24 protein-coding genes and 2 pseudogenes are annotated in these 25,429 nt (G+C 65.3%); 18 read left to right on the top strand and 8 right to left on the bottom strand.

Features of this window, described 5'->3' with window-relative positions; translation table 11 throughout:
• Positions 1-82: 82 nt before the first annotated feature.
• Positions 83-418 carry a hydroxyisourate hydrolase gene (locus BLV07_RS09615; protein WP_176945458.1) on the top strand — a complete coding sequence of 112 codons (336 nt, stop codon included), beginning with the start codon at positions 83-85 and terminating at the stop codon, positions 416-418.
• Here the strand turns inward: BLV07_RS09615 and BLV07_RS09610 are convergent, their stop codons facing one another.
• Genes BLV07_RS09610 through BLV07_RS09595 form a run of 4 tightly spaced genes read right to left on the bottom strand, consistent with a single transcriptional unit; the run spans position 419 to position 4,287 of the window.
• Positions 419-1,234 (bottom strand): ABC transporter permease, encoded by an 816-nt coding sequence (locus tag BLV07_RS09610; RefSeq protein WP_091883192.1) that lies wholly within the window; start codon positions 1,232-1,234, stop codon positions 419-421. It abuts the gene before it with no gap.
• A complete protein-coding gene (locus BLV07_RS09605) occupies positions 1,234-2,097 on the bottom strand; it encodes an ABC transporter permease (protein WP_091883189.1) in 864 nt (287 codons plus the stop codon). The genes BLV07_RS09610 and BLV07_RS09605 overlap by 1 nt, the downstream gene beginning before the upstream one ends.
• Before the next feature lie 19 nt (positions 2,098-2,116).
• Positions 2,117-3,163 carry an ABC transporter substrate-binding protein gene (locus BLV07_RS09600; RefSeq protein ID WP_091883186.1) on the bottom strand — a complete coding sequence of 349 codons (1,047 nt, stop codon included), beginning with the start codon at positions 3,161-3,163 and terminating at the stop codon, positions 2,117-2,119.
• 29 nt (positions 3,164-3,192) lie between these two features.
• A complete protein-coding gene (locus BLV07_RS09595; RefSeq protein ID WP_091883182.1) occupies positions 3,193-4,287 on the bottom strand; it encodes an ABC transporter ATP-binding protein in 1,095 nt (364 codons plus the stop codon).
• Between the two features lie 88 nt (positions 4,288-4,375).
• On the opposite strand from BLV07_RS09595, the gene BLV07_RS09590 reads away from it, so the two are divergent.
• On the top strand, positions 4,376-5,764 hold the full coding sequence (locus tag BLV07_RS09590; protein ID WP_091883179.1) for an amidase: 1,389 nt from the start codon (positions 4,376-4,378) through the stop codon (positions 5,762-5,764).
• Positions 5,765-5,766: 2 nt separating this feature from the next.
• Here the strand turns inward: BLV07_RS09590 and BLV07_RS09585 are convergent.
• Together BLV07_RS09585 and BLV07_RS09580 are read right to left on the bottom strand one after the other, a co-directional pair.
• Positions 5,767-6,513, bottom strand: a pseudogene (locus BLV07_RS09585) (aspartate/glutamate racemase family protein); the annotation flags it as partial.
• Positions 6,514-6,515: 2 nt separating this feature from the next.
• On the bottom strand, positions 6,516-7,247 hold the full coding sequence (locus BLV07_RS09580) for a GntR family transcriptional regulator (protein ID WP_244551025.1): 732 nt from the start codon (positions 7,245-7,247) through the stop codon (positions 6,516-6,518).
• 177 nt (positions 7,248-7,424) lie between these two features.
• Between BLV07_RS09580 and BLV07_RS09575 the strand changes: the two genes are divergently transcribed.
• The 5 genes and pseudogenes from BLV07_RS09575 (at position 7,425) to hydA (ending at position 12,201) form a co-directional block, all read left to right on the top strand.
• The gene (locus BLV07_RS09575) at positions 7,425-8,429 is read left to right on the top strand and encodes an ABC transporter substrate-binding protein (RefSeq protein ID WP_091883173.1); all 1,005 of its coding nucleotides are present in this window, start codon (positions 7,425-7,427) and stop codon (positions 8,427-8,429) included.
• A gap of 28 nt (positions 8,430-8,457) precedes the next feature.
• The gene (locus BLV07_RS09570; protein ID WP_244551045.1) at positions 8,458-9,264 is read left to right on the top strand and encodes an ABC transporter permease; all 807 of its coding nucleotides are present in this window, start codon (positions 8,458-8,460) and stop codon (positions 9,262-9,264) included.
• A pseudogene (locus tag BLV07_RS09565) lies at positions 9,264-10,039 on the top strand (ABC transporter ATP-binding protein). The gene BLV07_RS09570 and the pseudogene BLV07_RS09565 overlap by 1 nt, the downstream one beginning before the upstream one ends.
• 27 nt (positions 10,040-10,066) lie before the next feature.
• On the top strand, positions 10,067-10,780 hold the full coding sequence (locus BLV07_RS09560; RefSeq protein WP_091883166.1) for a maleate cis-trans isomerase family protein: 714 nt from the start codon (positions 10,067-10,069) through the stop codon (positions 10,778-10,780).
• Positions 10,781-10,791: 11 nt separating this feature from the next.
• Entirely contained in the window at positions 10,792-12,201 is a 1,410-nt protein-coding gene (gene hydA / locus BLV07_RS09555) for a dihydropyrimidinase (protein WP_176945456.1), read from the top strand.
• Positions 12,202-12,271: 70 nt separating this feature from the next.
• Here the strand turns inward: hydA and BLV07_RS09550 are convergent, their stop codons facing one another.
• Positions 12,272-13,690, bottom strand: coding sequence for a cytosine permease (locus BLV07_RS09550; RefSeq protein WP_176945439.1), 1,419 nt, complete (start codon positions 13,688-13,690; stop codon positions 12,272-12,274).
• Between the two features lie 290 nt (positions 13,691-13,980).
• Positions 13,981-14,475 (bottom strand): MarR family winged helix-turn-helix transcriptional regulator, encoded by a 495-nt coding sequence (locus BLV07_RS09545; protein WP_176945438.1) that lies wholly within the window; start codon positions 14,473-14,475, stop codon positions 13,981-13,983.
• A gap of 159 nt (positions 14,476-14,634) precedes the next feature.
• Here BLV07_RS09545 and BLV07_RS09540 point away from each other — a divergent pair, with 159 nt between their 5' ends.
• From BLV07_RS09540 to BLV07_RS48710, 11 genes are all read left to right on the top strand, one after another.
• Positions 14,635-15,912 (top strand): amidohydrolase/deacetylase family metallohydrolase, encoded by a 1,278-nt coding sequence (locus BLV07_RS09540; RefSeq protein ID WP_091883159.1) that lies wholly within the window; start codon positions 14,635-14,637, stop codon positions 15,910-15,912.
• A gap of 9 nt (positions 15,913-15,921) precedes the next feature.
• Positions 15,922-18,315, top strand: coding sequence for a xanthine dehydrogenase family protein molybdopterin-binding subunit (locus tag BLV07_RS09535; RefSeq protein ID WP_091883156.1), 2,394 nt, complete (start codon positions 15,922-15,924; stop codon positions 18,313-18,315).
• Positions 18,312-19,148 (top strand): FAD binding domain-containing protein, encoded by an 837-nt coding sequence (locus BLV07_RS09530; RefSeq protein ID WP_091883153.1) that lies wholly within the window; start codon positions 18,312-18,314, stop codon positions 19,146-19,148. The genes BLV07_RS09535 and BLV07_RS09530 overlap by 4 nt, the downstream gene beginning before the upstream one ends.
• Positions 19,145-20,341 (top strand): xanthine dehydrogenase family Fe-S subunit, encoded by a 1,197-nt coding sequence (locus BLV07_RS09525; RefSeq protein WP_091883149.1) that lies wholly within the window; start codon positions 19,145-19,147, stop codon positions 20,339-20,341. Before BLV07_RS09530 ends, BLV07_RS09525 begins: the two co-directional genes overlap by 4 nt.
• A 76-nt stretch (positions 20,342-20,417) precedes the next feature.
• Positions 20,418-21,572 carry an ABC transporter substrate-binding protein gene (locus BLV07_RS09520; protein WP_091883146.1) on the top strand — a complete coding sequence of 385 codons (1,155 nt, stop codon included), beginning with the start codon at positions 20,418-20,420 and terminating at the stop codon, positions 21,570-21,572.
• A gap of 126 nt (positions 21,573-21,698) precedes the next feature.
• Positions 21,699-22,571, top strand: a complete 873-nt coding sequence (locus BLV07_RS09515; RefSeq protein WP_176945437.1) for a branched-chain amino acid ABC transporter permease — start codon at positions 21,699-21,701, stop codon at positions 22,569-22,571.
• Entirely contained in the window at positions 22,568-23,614 is a 1,047-nt protein-coding gene (locus tag BLV07_RS09510) for a branched-chain amino acid ABC transporter permease (RefSeq protein ID WP_091883143.1), read from the top strand. Before BLV07_RS09515 ends, BLV07_RS09510 begins: the two co-directional genes overlap by 4 nt.
• Entirely contained in the window at positions 23,614-24,396 is a 783-nt protein-coding gene (locus BLV07_RS09505) for an ABC transporter ATP-binding protein (protein WP_176945436.1), read from the top strand. Before BLV07_RS09510 ends, BLV07_RS09505 begins: the two co-directional genes overlap by 1 nt.
• Positions 24,389-25,093 (top strand): ABC transporter ATP-binding protein, encoded by a 705-nt coding sequence (locus BLV07_RS09500; protein WP_176945435.1) that lies wholly within the window; start codon positions 24,389-24,391, stop codon positions 25,091-25,093. Before BLV07_RS09505 ends, BLV07_RS09500 begins: the two co-directional genes overlap by 8 nt.
• Positions 25,065-25,280 carry a Rieske (2Fe-2S) protein gene (locus BLV07_RS48715; protein WP_244551051.1) on the top strand — a complete coding sequence of 72 codons (216 nt, stop codon included), beginning with the start codon at positions 25,065-25,067 and terminating at the stop codon, positions 25,278-25,280. The genes BLV07_RS09500 and BLV07_RS48715 overlap by 29 nt, the downstream gene beginning before the upstream one ends.
• A complete protein-coding gene (locus BLV07_RS48710) occupies positions 25,229-25,429 on the top strand; it encodes a Rieske (2Fe-2S) protein (RefSeq protein ID WP_244551024.1) in 201 nt (66 codons plus the stop codon). The genes BLV07_RS48715 and BLV07_RS48710 overlap by 52 nt, the downstream gene beginning before the upstream one ends.

Genomic DNA, 25,429 nt, shown 5'->3' with positions numbered 1-25,429 from the left:
AGCCGGCGCGGCAGCAGCGCAGGCGCTGGCCGAACGGCCGTGTTTGCGTCTACCATGGCGCTGCGCTCACGGGAGGAACATGGTGGCAGGCGGCATTTCCATTCACGCGGTCGATGTGGCGAGCGGACGCCCGGCACAGGGGCTGCGCGTCGAGATCTGGCGGATCGATCCGGAACAGGTGCGCGTCGCCGACGGACGGCTCGGCGCCAATGGCGTGCTCGACCATGCCGTCGCGCAAGGCGCAGGCGTGACGGTGGGCGAGTATGAAGTCCTGTTTCATCTCGGCGAGCTCTTTGGCGATAGCGAGAGCTTCCTCACCGTGACGCCGTTCCGCTTCCGCATCAAGAACGTTGACGAGCATTTTCATCTGCCGCTGAAATTCACGCGCTGGGGCTATTCGCTGTTCCGCGGTGCCTGATCAGTTGGTCAGCCGCCGCGACAGGCCCGTGACGCGCTCCATCACAGCGACCAGAGCCACGGTCGCGATGATCAGCACGCCCGACAGCGCGGCGATGGTGACGTCGAGCTTGCCTTCGAGGTCCTGCCACATCCGGATCGGCAGCATGTCGGTCGCGGCATCGCGCAGGAACAGCGAGACCGGCACGTTGTCGAAGGACGACATGAAGGCGATGAAGGCGCCCGCGATGATGCCCGGCCGGATCAGCGGCAGCACAATCCGACGGAGCGTGTAGAGGCGGCTCGCGCCGAGCACCGCCGAGCTTTCGAGCAGGGGCGGCTCAAGCTGCGCAAGTGCGGCGACCGTGTTGCGCACGACATAGGGCACGCAGACCACGGTGTGGCCGATCACCAGCGTCAGCGGCGACACCGGCAGGCCGACCAGCGAGAACAGCATCAGCGCAGCAAGCCCGAAGGCCAGCGCGGGCAGGACCAGGGGCGACATGAAGAGGGAATCGAGCAACCGCGCCGACAGCGTCCGCGACCGCGAGATCGTAAGGGCAGCCGCAACGCCGAGCACGACGGACAGGCCGGTCGCCCACAGCGCGACGATGAGGCTGTTCTTGGCGGCGAAATGCAGCTGCCAGGCGTTCCAAAGCTCGACATACCAGCGCAGCGAATAGCCGGGCGGGGGAAAGCGAAGTGAGAAGCCGCTGGTGAAGGACACGATCAGCACCACCAGCGAGGGCGCGATGATGATGACTAGCGCGATCACCGCGATCACGGTCATGACGAGCTCGAAGCTCAGCGCCTCCAAGGTACGCCTGCGGCCGCTCATTACGTCCCTCCATAGCCGCGCGACAAGCGGCCGAGCGTGGTGAAGACGGAGACGACCGCGAGCACGGCGAGCAGGAAGATGATCGAGATCGCGGCGGCGAAAGGCCAGTTCTGCAGGGTCGACGCCTGCTGGTAGAGATACATCGGCATGAACAGCATCTGCCCGCCGCCGACTAGCGACTGGGTGATGAAGGCTGTGATGGCGGCGGCGTAAGTCAGGGTGCAGCCGGCGATTACGCCCGGCAGCGACAGCGGGAGTACGATCCTGAAGAAGGTGCGCCAGCTCCCGGCGCCGAGCGAGCAGGAGGCGTCGTCAAGATTGGGGTCGATGCGGCCGAGCGCGGTGATCAGCGGCAGCGTCATCAAGGGCATTTGCACCTGTGCTAGTGCGATTACCACGCCGAACTGGGTGTAGAGCAGCTTTAAGGGCGTATCGATGATGCCAAGGGATTGCAACGTCGCGTTGATGATGCCCTGGCGGCCCAGGATGACGATCCAGGCGAAGGTGCGCACCACCACGCTTGTCAGAAGCGGCAGCAGCACGATCAGGATGATGATGGTTTGCAGCCGCGGTCCGACCCGCTGGTAGAGCCAGGCGATGGGAAAGCCGAGCACGAGGCACACGGCCGTCACCTCGGCCCCCAGCAGCAGCGTCGAGCCGAGCACGCTGAGGCTGAAGGGATCGGTGAGGAAGTGCAGGTACTGGCCGAGCCCCCAATGGAGCCCGGCCGTGTCGTTGTGAAGCGAGAGCCAGAACAGTTGCAGCAGCGGCGCGACGAAGAACAGCAGGAAGAACAGCGCCAGTGGCGCTGCCAATCCCATTCCGTAGGACGTGACGTCCCGTGATGCCGGTGCTGCGCCCATGGCTTAAGCCTTCAAGGTCTTAGATCTTGATCTCGCGGTTGAAGCGCTCGATCCAGGCCGAGCGCTGCTCGTTGATCTTCTTCCAGTCCTGGAACACGAATTTCTGCTTCAGCTCCGCGGTGTCCTTGGCGAGCACGCGCGCGATCTCGCCGCCCATCGTCACCTTGGAATTGGTCGGCACGATCAGGTAGGGCGGGTTCATCAGCGCGGTCTGTACCTCGGGCGTCAGCGCCGCCTCGATCAGCTTGAAGGCCAGCTCGCGATTCGCTGAGTTCTTGACGATGTGGATCGTGGTCTTGAAGGCGATCGCGCCTTCCTTTGGCGCCACGAACTCCACCGGGACGCCGCGGGCTTTGAGGATCTGGATGGCGTTGAAATTGCCGGGCGAGATGTCGATCTGGCCCTGCTGGAACAGTGTCGCGAGCGCGCCGGGATTGGCGGCGACCGCGGCGAGATTGGGCTTCAGTTCCTCCAGCGCCTTGAAGCCGGGATCGACATTGGCTTCGGAGCCGCCGCGCATCTTGGCGATCTCGACCAGCCAGCCGGTGCCGAGCGTAGAATTGAGGTTGGTGATGCCGACGCGACCCTTGAACTCGGGCTTCCAGAGATCGGCCCATGAGGTCGGCGGCGTCTTGATGGCTTCGGGATTGTAGGTGAGGCCGACGACCTGGAAGAACGGGGCGGGGCCCATCGGCTCCTGCGCCTCGCTGATCAGGTCCTTGTAGTACGCGCTTTTCTCGACCGGATAGGGTTCGACCAGGTCCTGGCCGATCGCGACGAGGGCAGGGCCGGGATCGTGCAGCATGACGTCGATCGGCGGATTGGCTTTCGCGGCATTCACCTTCGCGATCTGGTCGACCGACAACATGGGGTCGAGCACCAACGCCGCATCGGCGTTGGCCTTGCGGAAGGCCGGCACCAGCACGGCCTTGTGCGCTTCTTCCCAGCTTCCGGTGAAGGTCGCAAACACCAGCGGGCGAGCCTGGGCAAAACTCAGTCCGGGAAACGCCTTCATGGCCCCGAGGGTGAGGGCGGTCGTCAGCAGGCTTCGGCGGTTGAGGATCATGTCGAACTCCGTGTGGACTATGACTGGAACTAAAGCGTTGCGGGAAAGGCGTTGGCGAGCGAAGGGGCGAGCGGTGCGAGGCGCACGGCCGCGCCGCTCTCAAGCGCGCGCGTCTCGCCGATACGCGCCTGGGAGACCTTGACGCCGGAGCCGTCGGCGGTGGTGATCTCGTGGACAACGGTGGCCCCGAGCGGCAGCGACATGCCGACCACGCCGGCAAAGCCGGTCTCGTCGCTGACGAATTGCAGATGCTCGGGGCGGATGCAGACAGTGACGCGGCCGCCTTCGCTGAGCGCACCGCCGGCCGGCCGCGCGATGACCTCCGCGCCGGCATCGAGGCGCACCTTGGCGGCGGCGCGATCGGCCGAGACCACGACGCCGGGCATGCGGTTGGTCGAGCCGACAAACGTATTCACGAACAGCGTCTGCGGCCGGTCGTAGACGTCAGACGGCGTTCCGAACTGCTCGAGCTTGCCGTGGCTCAGCACCGCGACGCGATCAGCCATCGACAGCGCCTCTTCCTGGTCATGGGTCACGATCAGCGTGGTGATGCCGGAGACGCGCTGCAGCCGCTTGACCTCGATCTGCATGTCGAGGCGTAAATTCTTGTCGAGCGCCGCAAAGGGTTCGTCGAGCAGCAGGATCGACGGCTTGATCGCCAGCGCGCGGGCCAGCGCGACGCGCTGCTGCTGGCCGCCGGAAAGCTGCCGCGGCAGCCGTTCCGTCATCGACGGCAGTTGCACCAGCTCCAGTAGGCGCTGCGCCTCGCGCTGGCGCGTCGCCTTGTCGATGCCGCGGGCTGCAAGCCCGTAAGCCACGTTCTCGCTGATCGACAGATGCGGGAACAGCGCGTAATTCTGGAACACGATGCCGACAGCGCGCTTGTTCGGCGGCAGGGCATCGACGATGTCATCGCCGATGATGATGCGGCCCTGGCTCTGCGCGATGAAGCCGGCGATGATGCGCAGCAGAGTGGTCTTGCCGCAGCCGGACGGGCCGAGCAGGGCGATGATCTCGCCGCCCTTGATGTCGAGATTGATGTTCTCGACCGCAAGCTCGCCGCTGGGATAGCGGTGGGTGACGGCGTCGACGACGAGCGAACGCCCGCCCTGCGCTTCAGCCATGGTGTTGCCTCCCGTTCTCCCGAGGAAGAAAGCAAGTCTCGTGCCCACCGCGCTCGCCTTTCAATGCGAGGTTTGGCATTGTGCGGCGATGACGCCGAAGCCATCGATCTGCGACCTCACTGCCAAAACCCTTGCGCGCGCTATCGCGAAGGGCCAGCTGTCCTCGCGCGACGCCGTCGAGGCGCATGTGGCGCGGATCGCGGAACAGGATCCGCGGCTGGCGGCGTTCGTGACCCTCGATGCGGACGGCGCTCGCCGCGCCGCGCAAATTTGCGATGCGGCATCCGTGCCAGTCGGCCCGCTGCACGGCGTGCCCGTAGGGATCAAGGATCTCACCGACACCGCGGGGCTTGCGACCACCTACGGATCGGTTCTGTTTCGCGATCACGTCCCCGCCGAGGACGATCTCGTGGTCGCGCGGCTGCGGCGCGCCGGCGCGATCATTCTGGGCAAGACCAATACGCCCGAATTCGGCTTCGGCGCGGTCTGCGCCAATAAATTGTGCGGGCCGACGCGCAATCCGTTCGATCCTGCGCTGACCTGCGGCGGATCGTCCGGCGGCTCCGCCGTTGCCGTCGCGGCCGGCATGGTGCCGCTCGCGCACGGCACCGATTTCGGCGGCTCGGTGCGCACGCCCGCAAGCTTTTGCGACGTCGCCTCGATCCGGCCGACGCCCGGCCGCATCCCGTCGACGCGCCGTCCGCTCGGCTGGGACATGCTCGCCACCCACGGTTTTCTCGGCCGCAGCATCGATGATCTCGAGCTGGCGTTGTCGGTCTGTGCGGGAGGTGATGCGAACGATCCGCTCTCGACCGGCGTCGGCAATGACAATCGGCCGCTCGCAGAACGCCCGCGGATCGCTGTCACGCCCGATTTCAGTATCGCGCCGGTTGCGCGCAACGTCCGCGCCCGTTTTGCCGCTGCCTGCGACGCGCTCGCGCGTGTTGCCGATGTCGTGCCGTCCTCGCCCGATTGCAACGGTGCGATCGAGACCTTCCGCACGCTGCGCGCCGCGCACATCGCCAACAGCTATGGTGAGTTGCTGAGGACGCGCCGCGCCGAGCTGACGCCCACGGTGATCTGGAACATCGAGGCGGGTACAAGCCTGTCGGCTGAGGATTACCTCAACGCCGAACGCCGTCGCACTGCGATTTACCGCAGCTTTCGCGAGCTGTTCACCGGCTCCGATTTCCTGGTTGCGCCGGCGGCATCGGTCTTCCCCTGGCCGAACGAGATCAGCGATGTCACCGCGATCGACGGCACGGCGCTGGAGACGCCCATCGATTATCTCGCCGTCACCTTCATTGTGTCGCTGGTCGGTTTCCCGGTCCTGACTTTGCCGGTGCGGCGGGAAGCAAATGAGCTTCCGTTCGGTATCCAGATCATCGCGCCACCGGGCTGCGAATCCCGTCTGTTTGCCTTCGGCCGTGCCATCGAAAACGAATTGGGCTTTTCGCATCGCCGGCCGCCTCTCTGACAGCTGTCGCGATGCTCGAGCCGGGCGCCGAGCGCGTCGGCAAGACCAGTGGTGGGTTTGGCGGCGGGCCGGCGGAACGTGCCTGCGGTTGCCTTGCGCAGGCGGAGCGCCACGAGTGCTTCGGCCTGCTTCACGGCGGCGACGACCTGATCGACAACGGGGACGGGGATCCGGTCGGCGACGCGTTCGGCAAGACCCGAAAGCGGCGCGCCCGCAAAGATCAGGACATCGGCCTCGTCCTCGACGATGGCGCGCTGCGCGAGATCGACGAGCAGGTCCTCCTTCTCGGTGCCGACCTCCGAAATCGCCTTGAATGGCGTATCGAGCATGCGGATGCCGGCGCAGCGCTCTCGCAGCCCGTGGTCGCGAACGCATTCCTCGTACCAGGGGCCGAGCGCTTGCGCGAAAGTGACGATGGCGAATCGGCGTCCGGCCATGCAGGCGGTCAGCATCGCGGCTTCCGCAAGGCCAATGACGGGAATGTCGAACGTCTCGCGTGCGGCGAACAAGCCGGGATCGCCGAAAGCTGCGATGATCGCGGCATCGACTTTCGTGTGCTGCTCGGCCAGCATCTCCAGCGCGATGGCGCCGCCGATCTGCGCCTCGGTGCGCGTCGCGATATAGGGCACGCCGCGCGAGGCGGTGCAGGGGACCAGCTCGGTGCCGGGCGCGGCGGCGCGCTGCCCGACATCGGTCATCAACTGGGTGACAGAGGCGCTGGTGTTGGGGTTGAGCAGCAGCAGCTTCATGGTCACGCCGCCGTCAGCTTGGGTTTGGGGGCGAGGGTCTCGAGCAGGGCGGTGCCGGTCTGGCGGACATGGGCGCCGAGCAGGCGTCCTGCGGCTTCGCTGTCACGCGCCTCGAGGGCGGCGAGGATGCTGGCGTGCTCGTCGACCGAATTGCTCCAGCGCTTGTCGGCACCCAGCGCGAGATAGCGTGCGCGTTCGGCGCGGGAGATCAGCGTCTCGTGCGCCTCGCGCAGCGGCGTATTGCGGGCCATGCGGACGATGGTGTTGTGGATCTCGCCATTGATGGCGAAGTACTCATCGAGCTTGCCGTTGCGATGGTGACCCTCCATGCGGGTCTGAAGCGTGCGCAGGCGGGCGAGATCGCGCTCGGTGGCGCGCTCCGCAGCGAGTTCGGCGGCAAGCCGCTCGATGCCGGCGAGCGCCTCAAACAATTCCGAGATGTCCTCGACCGCAATATCGGCGATGCGCGGGCTACGGTTGGGGCGAAGCTCGATCAATCCCTCGGCGGCGAGCACCTTCATCGCCTCGCGCAGCGGGGTGCGCGACACGCCGAGCTCCTTCGACAGCCTGGTCTCCTGGGTCTGCGATCCCGGCGGCAACTCGCCGCGAATGATCATCGTCCGCATCCGCGCGGCGGCGCGCTCATGCAGGCCCATCCTCTTGAGTTTGGGCGACTTTCGGCCCTTCGGGGTTTCCGACTTCTGCTGCACGCGCGCCTCATTGCTTCCGTTCATCCTAGCCGTTTCCGGCCCCTTGGCTTGCCCAAAATACCGACGCATGTAGCTGAAAACAATGGCACAACGCGCAAATTGTATGCAGCATGCAAAAACCGGATTGCGTTGCCGCAACGCCCGGCCAATGATCTGGCGCGACGCGCGAGATCTCGCGCGCTTTCCGAAACGGAGTAAGCGATGCGGACGAGTTTGCGATGGGGCCTCGTGGTGATGGCGGCGATGTTTGGCGGAGGCGATCTCGCCATCGCGCAGACCGCGAAGATCAAGCTCGGCTACGCCAAATGCGCGCACTGCCTGCCGATGTCGCTGATCCCGGGCATGACCAAGGGCGTCGAGGTCGAAGCCACAGGCTTCAACTCGGGCAATGACGTTCTCACCGCTCTGGTCTCGAAGAGCATCGATGTCGCGCAGGTCACCTACCTCCATTACATCACCGCACTCGACAAGGGCTTTGACGTCGTCGCCGTCTCCGGCCAGATCAATGGCGGCTCGGAATGTCTGTCTTCCGCGAAGCTGAACCTGCCGCCGGAGGATTGGGCTGCGTTCAAGGCGACCGTCGCAAAGGCCAAGAGCGACGGTCAGCCGCTGAAGGTCGCTGCGTCGCGTGGCAATGCGCAGGACATCCACATGCGCGGCGCGTTCCTCAAGCAGGGCGTCGATCCCAACAAGGACATCCAGTTCATTAACATCCCCAATCCGTCCGACCATCTCGCAGCGCTCCAGCGTGGTGAGGTCGACATGATCTGCTCGGTCGAGCCGTTCGCCTCGCAGATCCGGCTCGCCGACGCCGGCAGGCATTTTGTGCTGCCGTATGACCAGGCCGCCGGCAACCTGACCAATCTGATCGTCACACGCTCGGATGTGATCGCCAGCCAGCGCGCGGGCGTGCAGGGCGTCGTCAGCGCCGTGGTCGAGCTCGACAACAAGTTGATCGCCGACAAAGGGCCGTGGATCGAGGTCATCAATAAGCTCACTGGCCTCGACAAGACGGTGGCGACAGAAGCGCTGAAGAATGCCTCGCCCGATCCTGCGATCCATCGTTCGCAGACGCTCGCGATCGCCGCGATGATGCGCGACCTGAAATACATCTCCAAGGACGTCTCCGTGGAAGCGGAGAAGAACATGGATTATTCGTTCCTGGAGAAGGCCACGGGAAAAGCCAAGAATGACCTCGGCTACTGACGTCTCGCCCGCAAGACCGGCGTTTCGGATGACGCGGGCGTTCCAGGGGCTCGAACGCCTCATCGTGCCCGCGCTGCTGATCGCGGGTTGGGAAGCTTTTGCCCGCAGCGGCATGCTTCCGCCGGCGCTGCTGCCGGCGCCGAGTGCGGTGCTCCACGCCCTCGGCGACTGGGTGTTTGGTTTCGACGAGACCACGCAGACCTATTCGGGGCACTGGCTGCGCGACGCGCTGGCCAGCGCTCTTCGCGTGTTCGGCGGCTTTGCGCTGGCGAGCCTCTTTGGCATTCTCGCCGGTGTCGCGATCGGCTGGTCGCGGCTGTTCGAGAAGACGCTGGAGCCGACGTTGCAGATGCTGCGTCCGATTCCGCCGGTGTCCTGGATTCCGCTCGCCATCATCTGGTTCGGCATTGCTGACAAGCCGGCGATCTTCCTCGTCTTCCTAGGCGCCTTCTTCCCCGTGCTGATGAACAGCATCCACGGTGTGAAGACCGTGGACCATAATCTCGTCCGTGCTGGCGCGATGATGGGCGCGAACGGACGGCAGATGCTGACCGACATCGTGCTGCCCGCGGCGCTGCCCTCGATTTTCGCGGGCCTGCGCATTGCGGTCGGATCGGCCTGGATGCTGACGGTCACGGCCGAGATGGTCGCGGTCAAGAGCGGCCTCGGCTACGTGCTGTGGGATTCCTACTACTTCCTGCGCTACGACATCGTGCTCGCGGCAATGATCTCGATCGGGCTGCTTGGCTATCTCTCCGACCTCGGCCTCAAGGCGATCATGGCGCGTACGCTGCGCTGGCAGCAGACAACCACAGTGCAGGGCAGGGCGAGCTGATGGCGGCAATCGAGCTTCGCAACATCGTCAAGGTGTTTTCCGACAAACGGCGCGGCCGCGACCTGCTGACGCTCGACAACATCAATCTCGACATCGAGGCCAATGATTTCGTCTGCCTGCTCGGCCCGTCCGGCTGTGGCAAGTCGACCCTGCTCAACATCATCGCGGGCTTCGAGCAGGCGACCTTCGGCCGGACGCTGGTCGACGGCAAGCAGGTGGAGCGGCCGGCTCGGATCGCGGCGTGGTGTTCCAGCAGCCGACCCTGATGCCGTGGTTGACGGCGATCGATAACGTCGCCTTCCATCTCAAGCTCAAGGGCGTTGCCAAGGCCGAGCGGCACGACCGCGCCATGGAGTTCATCGATCTCGTTGGCCTCCGCGGCTTCGAGCACCATCATCCTTCCGAAATGTCCGGCGGCATGAACCAGCGGGTCGGCATCGCCCGTGCGCTCCTGATGAATCCGAGTGTCATCCTGATGGACGAGCCGTTCGCGGCGCTGGACGCCCAGACCAAGCTCGAAATGCAGGAGGAGCTGGTGGCGATCTGGCAGAAGCGGCGCTGCACCATCGTGTTCGTCACTCACAGCGTCGATGAGGCGCTGGTGCTCGGCAACAAGATCGTGGTGATGACGAAGCGGCCGGGCCGGATCCGCGAAGCCGTCAATTTCGACCTGCCGCGTCCGCGCGACATCACGAGCCCCGAATTCAATGACGCAAAGCGTCACATCCTGTCCCTGATCCGGGAGGAGTCGACGCGCTTTGCGCAGGCGTCGTAAGGTAAAGACGTGCGCAAACGGCTGGGCATGGTCACTCCGTCCTCCAACTCGGTGCTGGAGCCCGTCACCAGCACCATGCTGCATGGAGTTGATGGCGTCAGCGCACATTTCTCGCGCTTTCGTGTCACCGAGATTGCGCTTGATGCCGCGGCGCTGAACCAGTTCGACGCCTCGGTGATGTTGCCGGCGGCGGATCTACTGGCGGACGCCAAAGTCGATGCGATCGCCTGGAACGGTACCTCGGCGAGCTGGCTCGGCATTGGCCGCGACCGGAGCCTTTGCGAAGCGATCACGGCGCGCACAAGCGTGCCCGCGACGACGTCGACACTCGCCTGCATTGACGCTGCCCGCGCACTCGGCGCCAAACGTATCGGCCTCGTCTCGCCCTATACGGACGACGTGCAGCGGCGCATCGGTGACGTCTGGACCGAGGAGGGGATCGCCCCGTTTGCGGAGCGGCATCTCGGCCTGCGCGACAACTTTTCCTTCGGCGAGGTGGAGTGCACGACCATCGCGGGCATGATCCGCGCCGTTGCGTCGGAGGGCGCCGATGCCGTCGTCATCCTCTGCACCAATCTCGACGGTGCAGCGCTCGCCGCCTCGCTCGAGCGGGAATTGAATATCGCCGTACTGGATTCGGTCGCGGTCACGCTGTGGCGGACACTTGAGCTCGCCGGCGGCGACATCGGGGCTCTTGCGGCGTGGGGCCGGATCTTCCAGACATCAGCAGGCATCAAGTGACGGAGACGCATGTGACGCAGCTCGATCTCGCCATTCGCGGCGGCACCATCGTGACGGCCAGCGACGAGTTTCGCGCCGATATCGGCATTCGCGACGGCCGCATCGTCAGCATTGCCGATCATATCGAGGGCGCCGCGCGCGAGATCGACGCGACGGGCCTGCTGGCACTGCCCGGCGGGATCGACAGCCATGTTCACATTTCACAGCCTTCCGGCCCCGACGTTGTCATGGCCGACGATTTCGCGTCGGCGACGCGCGCGGCTGCTGCTGGCGGCAACACCATGGTGCTGCCCTTTGCGCTCCAGGAGAAGGGTACGTCGCTGCGGACTTGCGTCGAGAATTACCGCAAGCTCGCCGAGGGCGAGTGCTACATCGACACCGCGTTCCATCTCATCATCTCCGACCCGACCGCGGTCGTGCTCGGGCAGGAGCTGCCGGCCCTCGTCAAGGACGGCTACACCTCGTTCAAGGTGTTCATGACCTATGATGACCTCGTGCTCAGCGACAAGCAGCTGCTCGAGGTCTTCGACGTGGCGCGCCGCGAGGAGGCGCTGGTGATGGTCCACTGCGAGGGCTATGACGCGATCCGCTTCCTCACCACCAAGCTCGAACGCGAAGGCCATATTGCGCCCTATTATCACGGCGTCTCGCGCCCCCAGGCCGTCGAGCGCGAGGCCACGCACCGCGCCATCAGTCATGCTGAGGTGATCGGCGTTCCCATCGTGATCGTGCACGTCTCCGGGCGCGAGGCGATGGAGCAGGTGCGCTGGGCCCAGCAGCGCGGATTGCCGGTGCATGCCGAGACCTGCCCGCAATACATCACGCTCACCGCCGAGGACATGAAAGGCCTGAACATGGACATGTCAGGTGCCAAATACGTCTGTTCGCCGCCGCCGCGCGACGTCGAAAGCCAGCAGGCGATCTGGGAAGGCATCACGACGGGCGTGTTCCAGACCTTCTCCTCCGACCACTGCCCGTTTCGCTATGACGATCCCAAGGGCAAGCTGACGCCGAATTCCCGCACCTCGTTCCGTTGGGTGCCGAACGGCATTCCCGGCGTTGAGACGCGTCTGCCGATCCTGTTCTCTGAAGGCGTCTCGAAGGGGCGGATCAGCTTGCAAAAGTTCGTCGAGCTGACCGCGACCAACCATGCGCGGATCTACGGCCTCTATCCGCGCAAGGGCTCGATCGGAATCGGCTTCGATGCCGACATCGCGCTGTGGGATCCGAGGCTGACAAAGCCGATCCGGCAGGCCGATCTGCACCACGGCTCGGACTATACGCCCTGGGAAGGCTTTGATGTCACCGGTTGGCCCGTCACCACCATTGCGCGCGGCCGGGTCGTGTACGAACGGGGCGAGATCGTCGGCGACAAAGGCTCGGGTGAGGTGCTGAGCCGCGGCAAGTCGAGCCTGATCTGACCAGGCGCAGCTCGCGCGGCGGGAATGGATCGCGGAATGTAGTCCATGAACCTACCGTTACTGCCCGCTGCTATCTACCTGCGCCGCTCGCAACGATGGAGGAGGGTGAGGTCGAGAACTTGCCGAGCGCAAGATAGACGAGGCCCGAGACCCCGATGCCAAACAGCCAACTCAGATCGGCGCCGCCGAGCAGATTGATCGAGATCGGCCCCTGAAGCGCGCCGACCAGGCCGTCTTCCACCAGCCATCCGACGACCAAGCCCGCACAGAACGCGCTCATGCCGGCCCAGTTGATGTCGCCATAGGCGCTGGTCTCCGGTGAGCGATAGAGCTCGGCGATGTCGATCTTGCCCTTCCGCTTGATGAAGAAGTCGGCCAGCACCACCCCGGCCCACGGGCTCATCCACAGCAACAGGCTGATCATCCAGTTGTCGAACGCTTTCGCGAAAGACGGCGCGAAGATGAAATACAGCGTAACCAGATAGCCGGCGATGCCGACGATGACGGTGAGCCAGAAGCGCGAGAACTTCAGCCCCGCGCTCAGCGCCGCCAATGTCGCCGAATAGACGTTGAGGATGTTGGTGGCGATCGGGCCGTGCAGCACCATCAGGAGGACCAGGATGCTGACGGGACCCGCAAATACCGCGCTCACCATCTTGGCGGGATCGGTATCCAGCGTCGTCGAGGCGATGGTCGCGCCGAGAATGCCGAGCCAGACCGTGGGCACGAACATGCCGACATAGCTGTACCAGAACACGGATTTCGACGGCACGCTTTTCGGCACGAAGCGCGAATAGTCGGAGGCCCAGGTGACCCAGGAAATGCCCCAGCCGACGCCGATCGCCGTCATCAGCAGCGTCAGCATTGCCAGATGCGCGCCGGGCGGCAGCGAGGTCGTGAGGCCCCAGTTGACGACGCCGGGGCGCGTCCACGCCAGGATGCTCATCAAGACCATGATCGCGATGGTCGGCGGCACCGTGTACTTCTCGAAGGTGCGTATCGCGTAGAAGCCGTAGATTCCGATCAGCACCTGCACGGCCATCACCAGCGTGATGACGACGATCTCGACCGGCCAGGTGTCGGGAACGCCAAACTGCCCGAGGATGCCCATCGAAACCTTCACCGGGAAGTAGGTATTTACGCCGATCCAGCCCAGCGTCATCAGGAACATCAGGATGCTCGGCAGGTAGGCGCCGCGGACGCCGAACGCGGATCGGCTGAGCACCATCTGGTTGACGCCGGTCTTGTGTCCCATCACCGTGAAGGTCGCGAAGATTGCGCAGCCGACGATATTGCCGAGCACGATGACCGCGATCGTCTCCATCAGGCCGAGCTTGAGGATGATGCCGAGCGCGCCGAGCGCCCAGTTCACCGGCGCGATGTTGGCGCCGGCCCAGATCCACATCTGCTGCGGCCCGGTTGAGTCCCGGTCCGCATCGGGAATTGGCTCGATGCTGTGAAGATCAGCGCGAAGTTCGGAATCCGTCATGACATTCCCCAATACGAAGCACGCTTCGCATCATCGCAGCATAAATCGTGCCATTGGTTGTGGCCGGCCGGAGCAGGGCCTGCATCGATGCCGGATGCAGCGTCGCTTGCGTCGGATTGCTGTTGGATTCTCAAGCGCGCTTCGACATTCGCGTGTGAACTGGCCGCCGCAACTGCGAGGTGGCGATCCTCTGCGCGAGCCAGTGGGCGAGAGGCAAAGGACGTTGCATGGCTGAGCAGCGGTACGATGATAAATTGAGCAGCCCAACTCAAAAGCGCAGCAGGTTGCGTCTAATCGAATAGGGCAGCGACGCTGTCGCGACTTGGGTGGCCGGCTACGATGCGCTGCATCATCTCGATGAAGAGCGCTTGTTCCCGCTCGCTCAAATCACCGAGCGTCGCACGATGCGCCCGTCGCGCCGCGCCCTCAATCTTGACCAGCAAGGCTGCCCCCGCCGGTGTCAATCGGCACAAGCGCGCCCGGCGATCGTCCTTGTTGACCGCGCGCTCGACCAAGTGTCGTGCCGCGAGACGCTTCAATGCGCCGGTCGTCGTGGTGCGATCGAGGGCTATATCGGCCGCCAAAGTGGTCTGATCGGCGGTTTCGCGCACCGCCAAAGCCGAGAGGAGGCTGTATTGCAGCGGCGTGACCTCGAACGCGCCGCAGGCCTCCTGAAACAGCGCGACGTGAATCTGGTGCAGTCGGCGGATCAGATATCCGGGACGTTGCGATAATGGCCAGGGGCGATGTTTGCCCCCGCTGCGACGTGTCTTCGCCTGCCGCAATGCACACTCTCCCAAGCCAAAACCCGGTCGCGCTTAGCTCGATTCGAGTGCGCCCGCCACCGCCGGATCATGGCACGAAGCTTGCTTTTGTCAAAATGCGAAGCATGCTTCGTAATTCGAGAGCGGGGCAACCGCCTGCCCAAGATAGAGGAGAGCGTCATGTCCGTCACTGCGAGCTTCGACCTTCTGTTGCGCGGCGGCCGCGTGATCTGTCCGGCCTCCGGTGTGGACGGCATCAGGGACGTCGCCATCCGGGGCGGCAAGATCGCGGCGGTCGCGGCGGACATCCTGCCGACCAGTGCGAAGGAGGTCGTCGACGTCAGCGGCAGGCTGGTGCTGCCCGGGCTGATCGACACCCACGCGCATGTCTATCAATATGTCTCCGGCCGCTTCGGCATGAACGCCGACATGGTCGGCGTGCAGTCAGGCGTGACCACGCTGGTCGACCAGGGCGGCCCGTCCTGCATGACGCTGCCCGGCTTTCGCCATTTCATCGCGGAGCGGTCGGCCTCGCGCGTCTACGCCTTCCTGTCCGCCTATCTCGTCGGCGGGCTGGAAGGACATTATTATCCGCAGCTCTATAGCCCCGATGGCGTCGGCATCGACGCCACGGTCAAGGCGGCGACGGCCAATCTCGACATTGTGCGCGGCATCAAGGCGCATGCCGAGATCGGCGGTTTTGCGCGCTGGGGCATTCGCGTCATCGAGATGGCGGCGGAGATCGGCAAGCGCGCCGATCTTCCGGTCTACGTGCATTTCGGCCAGCTCTGGGGCCTGCCCGAGAGCGGTGCCAATGGCGAAGATGCCGACACCATCCTCACCCGCGTGATCCCGCTCTTGCGCGAGGGCGACATTCTCGCCCATCCCTTCACGCGTCATCCCGGCGGCTTCGTCAACCGCGAGGGTGAAGTGCACCCGGTGATCCAGGCTGCGCTCGACCGCGGCCTCAAGGTCGATGTCGGTCACGGTAGCCACTTCTCGTACCGGCTCGCCAAGAAGGCAATTGCTGCGGGCATCATTCCGACCACGCTCGGCGCCGATATCCACGGCTACAACACGTATGTGCCCGCGCCGGCCGGAACGCCCGACCAGCACGAGGACGAGGAGAACCATCCCTTTGCAGGACAGGCCAAGTTCAGCCTGGTGCAGGCGATGAGCTCGATGATGGCGCTCGGTTTGTCGCTGGAGCAGGTGGTGCCGATGGTCACCTCCAACCCCGCAAAGATGCTTGGCCGCAGCGAGGAGATCGGCGCGCTCAAGGTCGGCATGGGGGCCGACGTCTCCGTGCTCACGGAGCAGAACGGCCGCTTCGTCCTGAAGGACAACGAGAAGAACGAGGTCATCGCCGAGCGCCTGCTACAGCCGGCCTTCTGCCTGCGCGCCGGCACGCGCTACGACGCGATCGCACCGATCCTGCCGCAGGCTGTCGCGGCATAAGACCGTGCGGTGAGGGAGAACGCCGGCGTGCGCAACGAGCGAGAGTTTCCTTCTGGCAGGTCCGGGCAGGGCGTGGGCGCACGGCTGCCGCGGAAAGAGGATGACCGCCTGATGCGCGGTCGCGGCCAATACGTCGCCGACATCAGGCTCGCGGGCCTTCAGGACGTCGCCTTCGTGCGCAGCCCGATGGCGCATGCGCGCATCCGCGGCATCCACGTGCCTGAACGCTATCGCGGCAGCGTGTTCACGGCCGCGGACCTCGTCGGCATCAAGCCGATCCGCGCGGTGTCGGGGCTGCCGGGCTTCAAGATATCCGAACAGCCCGTGCTGGCGACCGGCAAGGTGCGCCAGGTCGGCGAGCTCGTTGCGATGTGCGTTGCGCCGACGCGCGCCGAGGCCGAGGACATCGCGGCCGCCGTGACGCTCGATCTGGAAGAGCTGCCTGCGGTCACCGATATGCTGAAGGCGCGCGAGCCTGGCTCGGCGCTGGTGCATGAGCATTGGGGCGACAACGTCTTCCTCGAGACCAGTTACGTGGTCGACATCTCCGCCGCGCTCGATGCGCCGATCAAGGTGACGCGCGAGATCTCGACGGCGCGGCAATGCATGTCGCCTCTGGAGGGCCGCGGCGTGGTCGCGACATTCGATCCCCGGCTCGACCAGCTCACGCTGCATTCGGCGGCGCAGATGCCGCACATCACCCGCAGCGGCCTTGCCGAATGCCTAGGAATGGAGGAGGGCCAGATCCGCGTCATCTCGCCCGATGTCGGCGGCGGCTTCGGCCACAAAGGCATTCTGCTGCCCGAAGAGGTCTGCCTGTCCTGGCTGACCATGCGCTGCGGCCATCCCGTGCGCTGGCTGGAAGATCGCCGTGAGCACCTCGTCGCCAGCTCCAACTGCCGCGAGCACCATTACAAGATCACGGTCTATGCCGATCGTGACGGCACGCTGCGCGGCATCGATTGCGAGGCCACCGTGGATTCCGGTGCCTACTCGTCCTATCCGTTCTCGGCCTGTCTCGAAGCCGCGCAGGTCGCGAGCATTTTGCCTGGTCCCTACAAGATGCCGGCCTATCGCTGCCGCACCTTCTCGGTCGCCACCAACAAATGTCCGATCCTGCCGTACCGCGGCGTGGCGCGCACCGGCGTTTGCTTCGCACTGGAGCTGATGCTCGACCTCGTTGCGGTCGAGGCCGGCCTCGAGCCCGGCGATGTGCGGCTGCGCAATCTGGTGCAGCCGGAGCAGATGCCGTTCGACAACGTCACCAAGAAGCATTTCGACAGCGGCGATTATCCGGAAGCGATGCGTCGCGCGCTGGCCACGATCGACATCGATGGCATTCGCGCCAGGCAAGGGCAGGGCGAGGCTGACGGTCGTCGCATCGGCGTCGGCGTCTCCATCTATTGCGAGCAGGCGGCGCACGGCACCTCGGTCTATTCCGGCTGGGGTATCCCGATGGTGCCGGGCCACGAGCAGGCATCGGCGCGCCTGACGCCGGACGGCGGCCTCGAACTGCGCGTCGGCGTGCATTCGCACGGGCAGGGCATGGAGACGACGCTCGCTCAGGTCGCCCATGAGATCCTCGGTATCGATGTCGCGAATATCCGCATCATTCTCGGCGACACCGCGATGACCCCCTATTCAACCGGCACCTGGGGCTCGCGCTCCATGGTGATGGCGGGCGGCGCAGTGGCCGCCGCCTGCCGCGAGCTCGGCGAACGCGCCCGGCGTATCGGTGCGAAACTCCTACAGCACGACCCGGCCTCCGTGGTCCTGCAAAATGGCGAGGTGCGCGGCGTCAATGGCAGCGTCGGACTGAAGGCGATCGCCTACACCTGGTATCGACGGCCGCAGGACCTGCCCGCCGATGTCGATCCCGGCGGGCTGGAGGTCACGCAAGGCTACAAGCCCGTGCGCGACAGCGGCACCTTCAGCTATGCCGCGCATGCGGCCGTCGTCGCGGTCGATCCTGATCTCGGCGAAGTGGAGATCCTCGACTATGTGATCGTCGAGGACGGCGGCGTGCTGGTCAATCCGCTCGTCGTCGACGGCCAGATTTATGGCGGCCTCGCGCAAGGGATCGGCACCGCGCTCTACGAAGAAATGCCCTTCGACGCGTCCGGCCAGCCGTTGGCGACGACACTTGCCGACTATCTGCTGCCCGGGCCGACCGAAGTTCCGGCCGCGCGCCTCGATCACATGGAGACGCCGTCACCTTATACACAGTTCGGGGTGAAGGGCATCGGCGAGGGCGGGGCGATTGCGCCGCCCGCCGCGATCGCCAATGCCGTCAACGACGCGCTGCGCCCGCTCGGCGTCGAGTTGATGCAATCGCCGATCACGCCGCATCGGATCGTCGAGGCCGTGCTGGCCGCACGTGCGGCCGAAAGGAGCGCGGTATGAAACCGGCGCCCTTCGCTTATGAACGCCCGCGCGATATCGATGCGGCACTTTCGATGCTGGCAGCCAGCAATGGCTCGGCGAAGATCATCGCGGGCGGCCAGTCGCTCGGGCCGATGCTCAATCTGCGGCTGGTGCAGCCGGAGCTGATCGTCGACATCTCCGGCCTTGCCGAGCTCAAGCGCGCCGAGATTTCCGGCAGCGAGCTCGTGCTCGGTGCCCTGGTCACGCATTCCGATATCGAGGACGGTCGCATCGCCGACGTGACCCGCGGCGCCATGCGCGGCGTCGCGGCCGACATCGCCTATCGTGCGGTGCGCAACCGCGGCACGATCGGCGGCTCGCTCAGCCACGCCGATCCCGCTGCGGACTGGATTTCAGCGCTCGCTGCTCTGGGCGCGCGGGTCACGCTGCGGAGCCTTGCCGGTGCTCGCACGTTAGCCGTCGAAGCCTTCGTCGTCGGCGCTCTGGAATCGGCGCTGCATGTCGGTGAGATCGTCGAGGCGATTCACGTGCCGGTGCGCACGGCATCGTCCCATTGGGGTTACGCCAAGAGCTGCCGCAAGACCGGCGAGTTCGCACACGCCATCGGCGCGGTGCTGGTCGATCCTGCCGCCGCTTCGGCGCGCGTGGTGATCGGCGCGATCGACACGGCGCCGATCGTGGTGACCGACGCCGAGGAGCTGTTCGGCGGACCGATTGCGGCTGACTACAAGCAGCGTTTCGACGTCCGTGTGGCCGATGCGCTTCTTGCGAAGGCCGGCATCGACGACGCCGCGCAGCGTCACATCCATGTCAGCGTGTTGAAGCGCGCGGTTCTGGAGGCCGCGGCATGAATACAGTCGCGCTTCAGATCAATCGACGTGCCGTTGAGGCATCGGCCGAGCCGCGCACCAGCCTTGCCGATTTCGTGCGCGACAAGCTCGATTTGACTGGCACTCATCTCGGCTGCGAGCACGGCGTCTGCGGCGCCTGCACGGTGCTCCTCGACGGCGTGCCGGCGCGCTCCTGTATCACCTACGCGGCGGCCTGCGAGGGCGCCGACGTCACCACCATCGAGGGCCTTGACGACGACGAGGTCACGACCGAGCTGCGCGCGGCGTTCACCCGGGAGCATGCGCTCCAATGCGGATATTGTACGCCCGGCATGCTGGTATCGGCGCGCGACCTGGTGCTGCGTCTGCCCGACGCTGACGAGCAGCGCATCCGCGTCGGACTCAGCGGCAATCTTTGCCGCTGCACCGGCTATGTCGGGATCGTGCGGGCGGTGCAGTCCGTGATCGAAGCCCGGCGCGCGCGCAACATTGCGCCGCTGGCCGACGGCGGCCGGACCATCCTTGGCCCCGCCGGCTCGGGGCGAGCCACATCCAGCTCAAGTGAACCACTCACGATACGGCAGGCGTTGGTGCCGGCATCAGAAGGCACCGCACCGGTCAGAATTCCGGATTTCACCCCGGCGACGGTTCTCGATCAGCGCTTCACGCTGCCGCATGCGCCGGCACAGGTGTTTGCGAAGTTCGACGATATCGGGGGCATCGCATCCTGCCTGCCCGGCGTATCGCTGACAGCACCGCCAAGGCCCGAGCGCGTGAAAGGCAGCATCAGCGTCAGGCTCGGGCCAATCGCCGCGTCCTTCGAGGGCGCCGCACGTGTCGAGCGCGATCCGGCAACGCTATCGGGCCGCATCGTCGGCATCGGCACCGATCAGCGCAGCCATTCGGCGACGCAGGGCGAGATCCGCTATCGCCTGCTGCCGCTCGAAGGCGGCGCGGCGACCGCGGTCGAACTTTCGATCGGCTACACGCTCACCGGGATACTCGCTCAAGTCGGCCGGCCAGGCCTCGTGCGGGATCTCGCCAAACGCCTGGTTGCGGAGTTCGCCGCAAATCTCGACCGCCACATGTCCGGCGCGTCGTCGGGGCGGGCAGCTCCGGCGGAGTTCAGCTTCTGGTCGATTGCATCGGATGTTTTGCGAGCCCGGCTCGCGCGCATGTTTAGCCGCGTCATCGGAAAAGGTGGCGCGGAATGATCGGCGCGCCGGCGCCGCGGAGTGACGAAGCCTGGACTGCCATAGCGATCAACAGCGTGGGATTTGGAGATACAACATGACACGAGCACTCGGACTGGTTCCGGCCATCGCGCTGGCGACGGCCTTGTTCGGCGGCACAGCGGGGGCGCAGACCATCAAGATCGGCGTCAATGAGCCGCTCACCGGCGCGTTCGCAGCCTCCGGCACCTATGTCGTCAACGGCGCGAAGATCGCCGCCGACGAGATCAACGCCAAGGGCGGCATCCTGGGCAAGAAGATCGAGCTCGTCATCGAGGACAACAAGAGCAACCCAACGGAAGCTGCCGCCGTCGCCGAAAAGCTCATCACCAGCGACAAGGTGCCGGTGCTGATGGGCGCCTGGGGCTCGAGCCTGACGCTTGCGGTGATGCCGAAGCTGATCGAATACGAGACCCCGATGGTCGTGGAAACCTCGTCCTCCGGCAAGATCACGACGACGGGCAATCCGTTCATCTTCCGCATCTCGCCGCCCTCGGCCGTCGAGGCCGCCGCGTTCAAGGGCATCGTCGACAAGCTCTCGCTCAAGAAGGTGGACTTCCTCGTGATCAACAACGACTGGGGCCGCGGCACCGCCGAGGATTTCAGCAAGATGATGAAGGACAAGGGCATCACCATCGGCCTCGTCGAGACCATGGACCAGGGCGCGCAGGACATGAGCGCGCAGCTCTCCAAGATCAAGAGCTCGGATTCCGAGACGGTGATCGTCACGACAGCGGTCGATCAGCTGACGCTGATCTTCAAGCAGGCGGCCGCGCTGGGCCTGAAGAAGCGCATCATCACCACCGGCGGCTCGCAGAACCCGGACCAGATCATCGCCCAGGCGGGTGCTGCCGCCAACGGCACGATGCATCTGACCACCTTCCTGCCGTGGTTCCCGGACAAGACGCCGAATCCGGAAGCCACCAACTATTTCATCACGGAGTGGAAGAAGCGCGGTTTCGAGTTCGCCGGCTGCACCGAGAGTTTTCGCGGCTATGACGGCATCCGCACTGCGGCGGCGGCGATCGAGAAGGCCGGCAAGGCCGAGCCTGCCGCAATCAAGGCGGCGCTCTGGGACATCAATATCAAGGGACTGAACGGCGATATCGTGTTCCGCAAGTCCGGTCCGGAGGGCAAGGAGAGCGGGCAGAGCCAGCCGAACGTCTATCTCATCGAGATCAACGACGGTAAGGTCGAGATGAAGACGCTCTAGAGCATGATCCGGAAAAGTGTGAAGCGGTTTTCCGGCAAGATCATGCTCAAACAATAACGCGCTTCGTCAAAGGCGAGGGCGGTACAGCGCCGCTCTCGCTGAATTGCGGATCACTCGGGAACGGTCTTGAGCGAATTTTTCCAGCATCTGGTCAACATGCTCGTGCTCGGCGGCACCTATGCGCTGCTGGGCATCGGGCTGACGTTGATCTTCGGCATCATGAACGTCGTGAACTTCACGCACGGCGTGCTCTACACGTTCGGCGCCTACATCATGTTCATCGTGGTGCAGCAGCTCGGGCTGAATTTCTTCCTGGCATTGCCCGTCGCGGTGCTTGCCGGGTGGCTGCTCGGGGCAGCCATCGAGTTGACATTACTGCGACCGCTGCGCGGCTCCGACATCGACACCACGATGCTGGTCATGATCGGCGCCTGGATCGCGATGCAGTCGGGCACGCTGTGGATCTGGGGCGGCGTCGCCAAATCGGTGGCGACACCGTTTCCGGAGGCGCCGCTGGTGCTCGGACCGGTGTCAGTTTCCTGGCTGCGCCTGTTCGTGCTCGCCGCTGCGGCGCTGCTGATCCTGGTGACGTATCTGCTCATCAACAAGACGAGCCTGGGACGTGCGATGCGCGCGACGTTCCAGGACCACGACACGGCGTCGCTGATGGGTGTCAACGTGGACATGATCTACACCTCAACCTTCGCGATCGGCTCCAGCCTTGCCGCCGCCGCCGGCGCGCTGCTCGGACCGGTCTATGTGATCTTCCCGCAAATGGGCGACCTTGCCGCCGTCAAGGCCTTCGCCATCGTCATCCTTGGGGGCCTCGGCAACATCACGGGCGCAGTGATCGGTGGCTTCATCCTGGCGCTGGCCGAGGAATTGGGTGCGGGCTACGTCTCGTCAGGTTACCGCGATGCCATGGGTTTCGTGATCATCATCGCGGTCCTGATCTTCCGGCCGACCGGCCTGTTCGCGCGGGCGGAGCGCGTTGGATGAGAGCTGCTGTCACCATCCTCGCGGTCGCTGCGCTTGCCTCGGTGCCGCTCTGGCTGCGCGATCCCTATCTGCTGAACGCGCTGATCACGACCGGCATCTTCGTCATTGGCGCGATGAGCCTCAATCTGCTGCTCGGCTTCACCGGCCAGCTCAGCCTCGGCCACATCGCTTTCTTCGGCATCGGTGCCTATGTCAGCGCGCTGACGTCGCTCGGCTTCGACGTCGGTCTGCCCGGAGACATCCGCCTGGTTCACGCACCTTGGCCGCCGATTGCAGGCTTTTTGCTGGCAATCCTGGTCGCCGGATTGTGCGGCTATTTCGTCGGGTTGCTCTCCTTCCGCGTCCGCGGCGCCTATTTCGTCATCGTGACCATCTCCTTTGCCGAGGTCGTCCGGCTGGTCGCGCTGAACTGGGTTGAGCTGACGCAGGGTCCGCTGGCGCTGACCAACATTCCATCCATCGCGCTGCCCTTGCTCGGCATTGGTGAGCTGACGCTGCGCACCAAGATGCAGAACTACTATCTCGTGCTGGTCGTGGCGCTGGTCGCTTATCTCCTGATCGCGCGGCTCGTTCATTCCCATTTCGGCCGGGCGATGCGCGGGTTGATGGAGAACGAGACGCTTGCCGTTTCCGTCGGCATCGACGTGACAAAGACGCTGACGCTCGCGGCCGTGATCTCGGCCGCGATCGCGGGCGCGGCCGGCAGCCTCTATGCGCACTACATCCGGATCATCGACCCCGAAGTGTTCGCCTTCATCAACACCGTCACCATGGTCATCATGGTGATCAGCGGCGGCAAGGGCTCGCTGGCCGGGCCCGTGGTCGGCGGCCTGATCTTCGGGCTGCTGCCGGTCGCGCTGCGGCCGGTCATGGCGCCGGAGGCGCAGTGGATCGCCTATGGCGGTGTGCTGATCGCCATCCTCTTCGTGCTGCCCCGCGGCATCGTGCCGTCGCTCGCACAGCGCTTCATCCGACGGCGCTGCGGCGCGCCGGCGCTGGCACCAGTTGCGCTCACCGAAACCGGTGTCAAGGAGCCGGCGTGATGACCGCGCGCAGCATTGCCATGACCATCGAGCAGGTCGCCGTCCGCTTCGGCGGGCTGGTCGCGATCTCCGACATGAGTTTTACGGTCGGTGAGGGCGAGATCGTCAGCCTGATCGGGCCGAATGGCGCCGGCAAGACCACCGCCTTCAACGTCATGACCGGCTTCCTGACGCCGAGCGCAGGCCAGGTCACCTATCAGGGTACGACGCTGACCGGGTTGAAGCCGCACGAGATCGCTGATCTCGGCCTGATACGCACCTTTCAGCGCACCAGCGTGTTTCCCAACGACACCGTCTACGACAATCTCCTGATCGGCCTGCATCGTCAAGGCCGGGTCCGGCTGCTCGATGCCATCCTCGGGCTGCCGGGCGCGCGCGCCTCGGAGCGCAGGCTGCGGCAGCGCGCGAGCGAGTTGATCGAATGGGTCGGCCTCGAACGCCGCGCCCATGATGCGGCCGGCTCGCTGTCCTACGGTGAGCAGCGCCTTGTCGGTGTCGCGCTGGCGCTGGCGGCGGAGCCCTCGATGGTGCTGCTCGACGAGCCGGTCTCGGGCATGAACGCCTCGGAAACCCACCGCTTCGTCGAGCTGATCCGCAGCATCCGCGACCGCGGCATCACGATCCTCCTGGTCGAGCACGACATGCCGATGGTGATGACCGTCTCGGACCGCATCGTGGTGCTGAACTATGGCCGTATCATTGCCGAGGGAACCCCGGATGTGATCCGCAACGATCCGGCCGTGATCGAGGCCTATCTCGGACATGGAGCGGGTCGTGCTTGAGATCCGCGATATGGTGTGCGGCTATGGCGGCGTCACTGCGCTGCGCGGCATCTCGCTCGACGTGAAGGCCGGGCAGCTGGTCGCGCTGATCGGCGCCAACGGCGCCGGCAAGAGCACGACGCTGCGTGCGATTTCCGGCCTGGTGCCGCCGCGCGCAGGGCAAATGCGGTTCGAGGGCGTCGACATCACCGGCGCGGGACCCCCGCGGGTGCTGGCCAGCGGCATCGCACACTGTCCGGAAGGACGGCGCGTGTTCCCGCACATGAGCGTCGAGGAGAATCTCGACATGGGGGCTTACCTCCGTCGTGGTTCAGGCGAGATCGCGGCCGATCGCGACCGCATCTACGCGGAATTTCCGCGACTCGCCGAGCGGCGCCGGCAGGCGGCGGGCACATTGTCCGGCGGCGAGCAGCAGATGCTGGCGATCGGGCGCGCGCTGATGTCGCGGCCGCGGTTGATCATGTTCGACGAGCCCTCGCTCGGGCTCGCGCCCAACATCGTCGAGCGGACCTTTGCGATCATCCGCGGCATCCGCGATGCCGGCACGACGGTGCTGCTGGTCGAGCAGAACGCATTCGCCGCGCTCGAGATGTGCGACCATGCCTATCTGCTCGAGAACGGCCGCATCGTACTGTCAGGCGCAGGCTCCGAGCTGATCGAGAACGAGCATGTGCGGAAGGCCTATCTCGGTGGATGACGATGCCGCCGGTTCGGCGGGCTTCGGCTGGACGCCGGTCTGCAATCTCGATCGGCTGAAGGCGCAGACGATCGTTCGCGTACATGCCGCAGGCCTCGACCTGCTGGTGGTCTGGAACGACGGCGATGTCGTCGCATGCGACAGCGCGTGCCCCACGAACAGGCGGATCTGGCTCTCGGACAGGTGAGGGCGGGGCGGCTGTTCTGTCCGCGTCACGCGGCATCGTTCGATTTGCGCGACGGGGCGATCACGACGGGATGGCCAAGTGCGCCGTTGCGGCTCTATCCGGTGCAGGTCAGGGGCGAGCAGGTGTGGATTGAGGCGCAGGAGCGATAG

The organism is Bradyrhizobium sp. Rc2d, assembly GCF_900099855.1.
GTDB lineage: Bacteria > Pseudomonadota > Alphaproteobacteria > Rhizobiales > Xanthobacteraceae > Bradyrhizobium.
Note: the sequence above shows the minus strand (reverse complement) of the source record. Positions and strands in the feature narration are given on the sequence as shown.

Bases quoted from the DNA above. Each gene is read 5' to 3' on its own strand.
- BLV07_RS09610 (WP_091883192.1), bottom strand. From the start codon at position 1,234: ATGAGCGGCCGCAGGCGTACCTTGGAGGCGCTGAGCTTCGAGCTCGTC.
- BLV07_RS09605 (WP_091883189.1), bottom strand. From the start codon at position 2,097: ATGGGCGCAGCACCGGCATCACGGGACGTCACGTCCTACGGAATGGGA.
- BLV07_RS09600 (WP_091883186.1), bottom strand. From the start codon at position 3,163: ATGATCCTCAACCGCCGAAGCCTGCTGACGACCGCCCTCACCCTCGGG.
- BLV07_RS09595 (WP_091883182.1), bottom strand. From the start codon at position 4,287: ATGGCTGAAGCGCAGGGCGGGCGTTCGCTCGTCGTCGACGCCGTCACC.
- BLV07_RS09590 (WP_091883179.1), top strand. From the start codon at position 4,376: ATGACGCCGAAGCCATCGATCTGCGACCTCACTGCCAAAACCCTTGCG.
- BLV07_RS09580 (WP_244551025.1), bottom strand. From the start codon at position 7,247: ATGAACGGAAGCAATGAGGCGCGCGTGCAGCAGAAGTCGGAAACCCCG.
- BLV07_RS09575 (WP_091883173.1), top strand. From the start codon at position 7,425: ATGCGGACGAGTTTGCGATGGGGCCTCGTGGTGATGGCGGCGATGTTT.
- BLV07_RS09570 (WP_244551045.1), top strand. From the start codon at position 8,458: ATGACGCGGGCGTTCCAGGGGCTCGAACGCCTCATCGTGCCCGCGCTG.
- BLV07_RS09560 (WP_091883166.1), top strand. From the start codon at position 10,067: ATGGTCACTCCGTCCTCCAACTCGGTGCTGGAGCCCGTCACCAGCACC.
- BLV07_RS09550 (WP_176945439.1), bottom strand. From the start codon at position 13,690: ATGACGGATTCCGAACTTCGCGCTGATCTTCACAGCATCGAGCCAATT.
- BLV07_RS09540 (WP_091883159.1), top strand. From the start codon at position 14,635: ATGTCCGTCACTGCGAGCTTCGACCTTCTGTTGCGCGGCGGCCGCGTG.
- BLV07_RS09530 (WP_091883153.1), top strand. From the start codon at position 18,312: ATGAAACCGGCGCCCTTCGCTTATGAACGCCCGCGCGATATCGATGCG.
- BLV07_RS09525 (WP_091883149.1), top strand. From the start codon at position 19,145: ATGAATACAGTCGCGCTTCAGATCAATCGACGTGCCGTTGAGGCATCG.
- BLV07_RS09520 (WP_091883146.1), top strand. From the start codon at position 20,418: ATGACACGAGCACTCGGACTGGTTCCGGCCATCGCGCTGGCGACGGCC.
- BLV07_RS09510 (WP_091883143.1), top strand. From the start codon at position 22,568: ATGAGAGCTGCTGTCACCATCCTCGCGGTCGCTGCGCTTGCCTCGGTG.
- BLV07_RS09505 (WP_176945436.1), top strand. From the start codon at position 23,614: ATGACCGCGCGCAGCATTGCCATGACCATCGAGCAGGTCGCCGTCCGC.
- BLV07_RS48715 (WP_244551051.1), top strand. From the start codon at position 25,065: ATGTGCGGAAGGCCTATCTCGGTGGATGACGATGCCGCCGGTTCGGCG.
- BLV07_RS48710 (WP_244551024.1), top strand. From the start codon at position 25,229: ATGCGACAGCGCGTGCCCCACGAACAGGCGGATCTGGCTCTCGGACAG.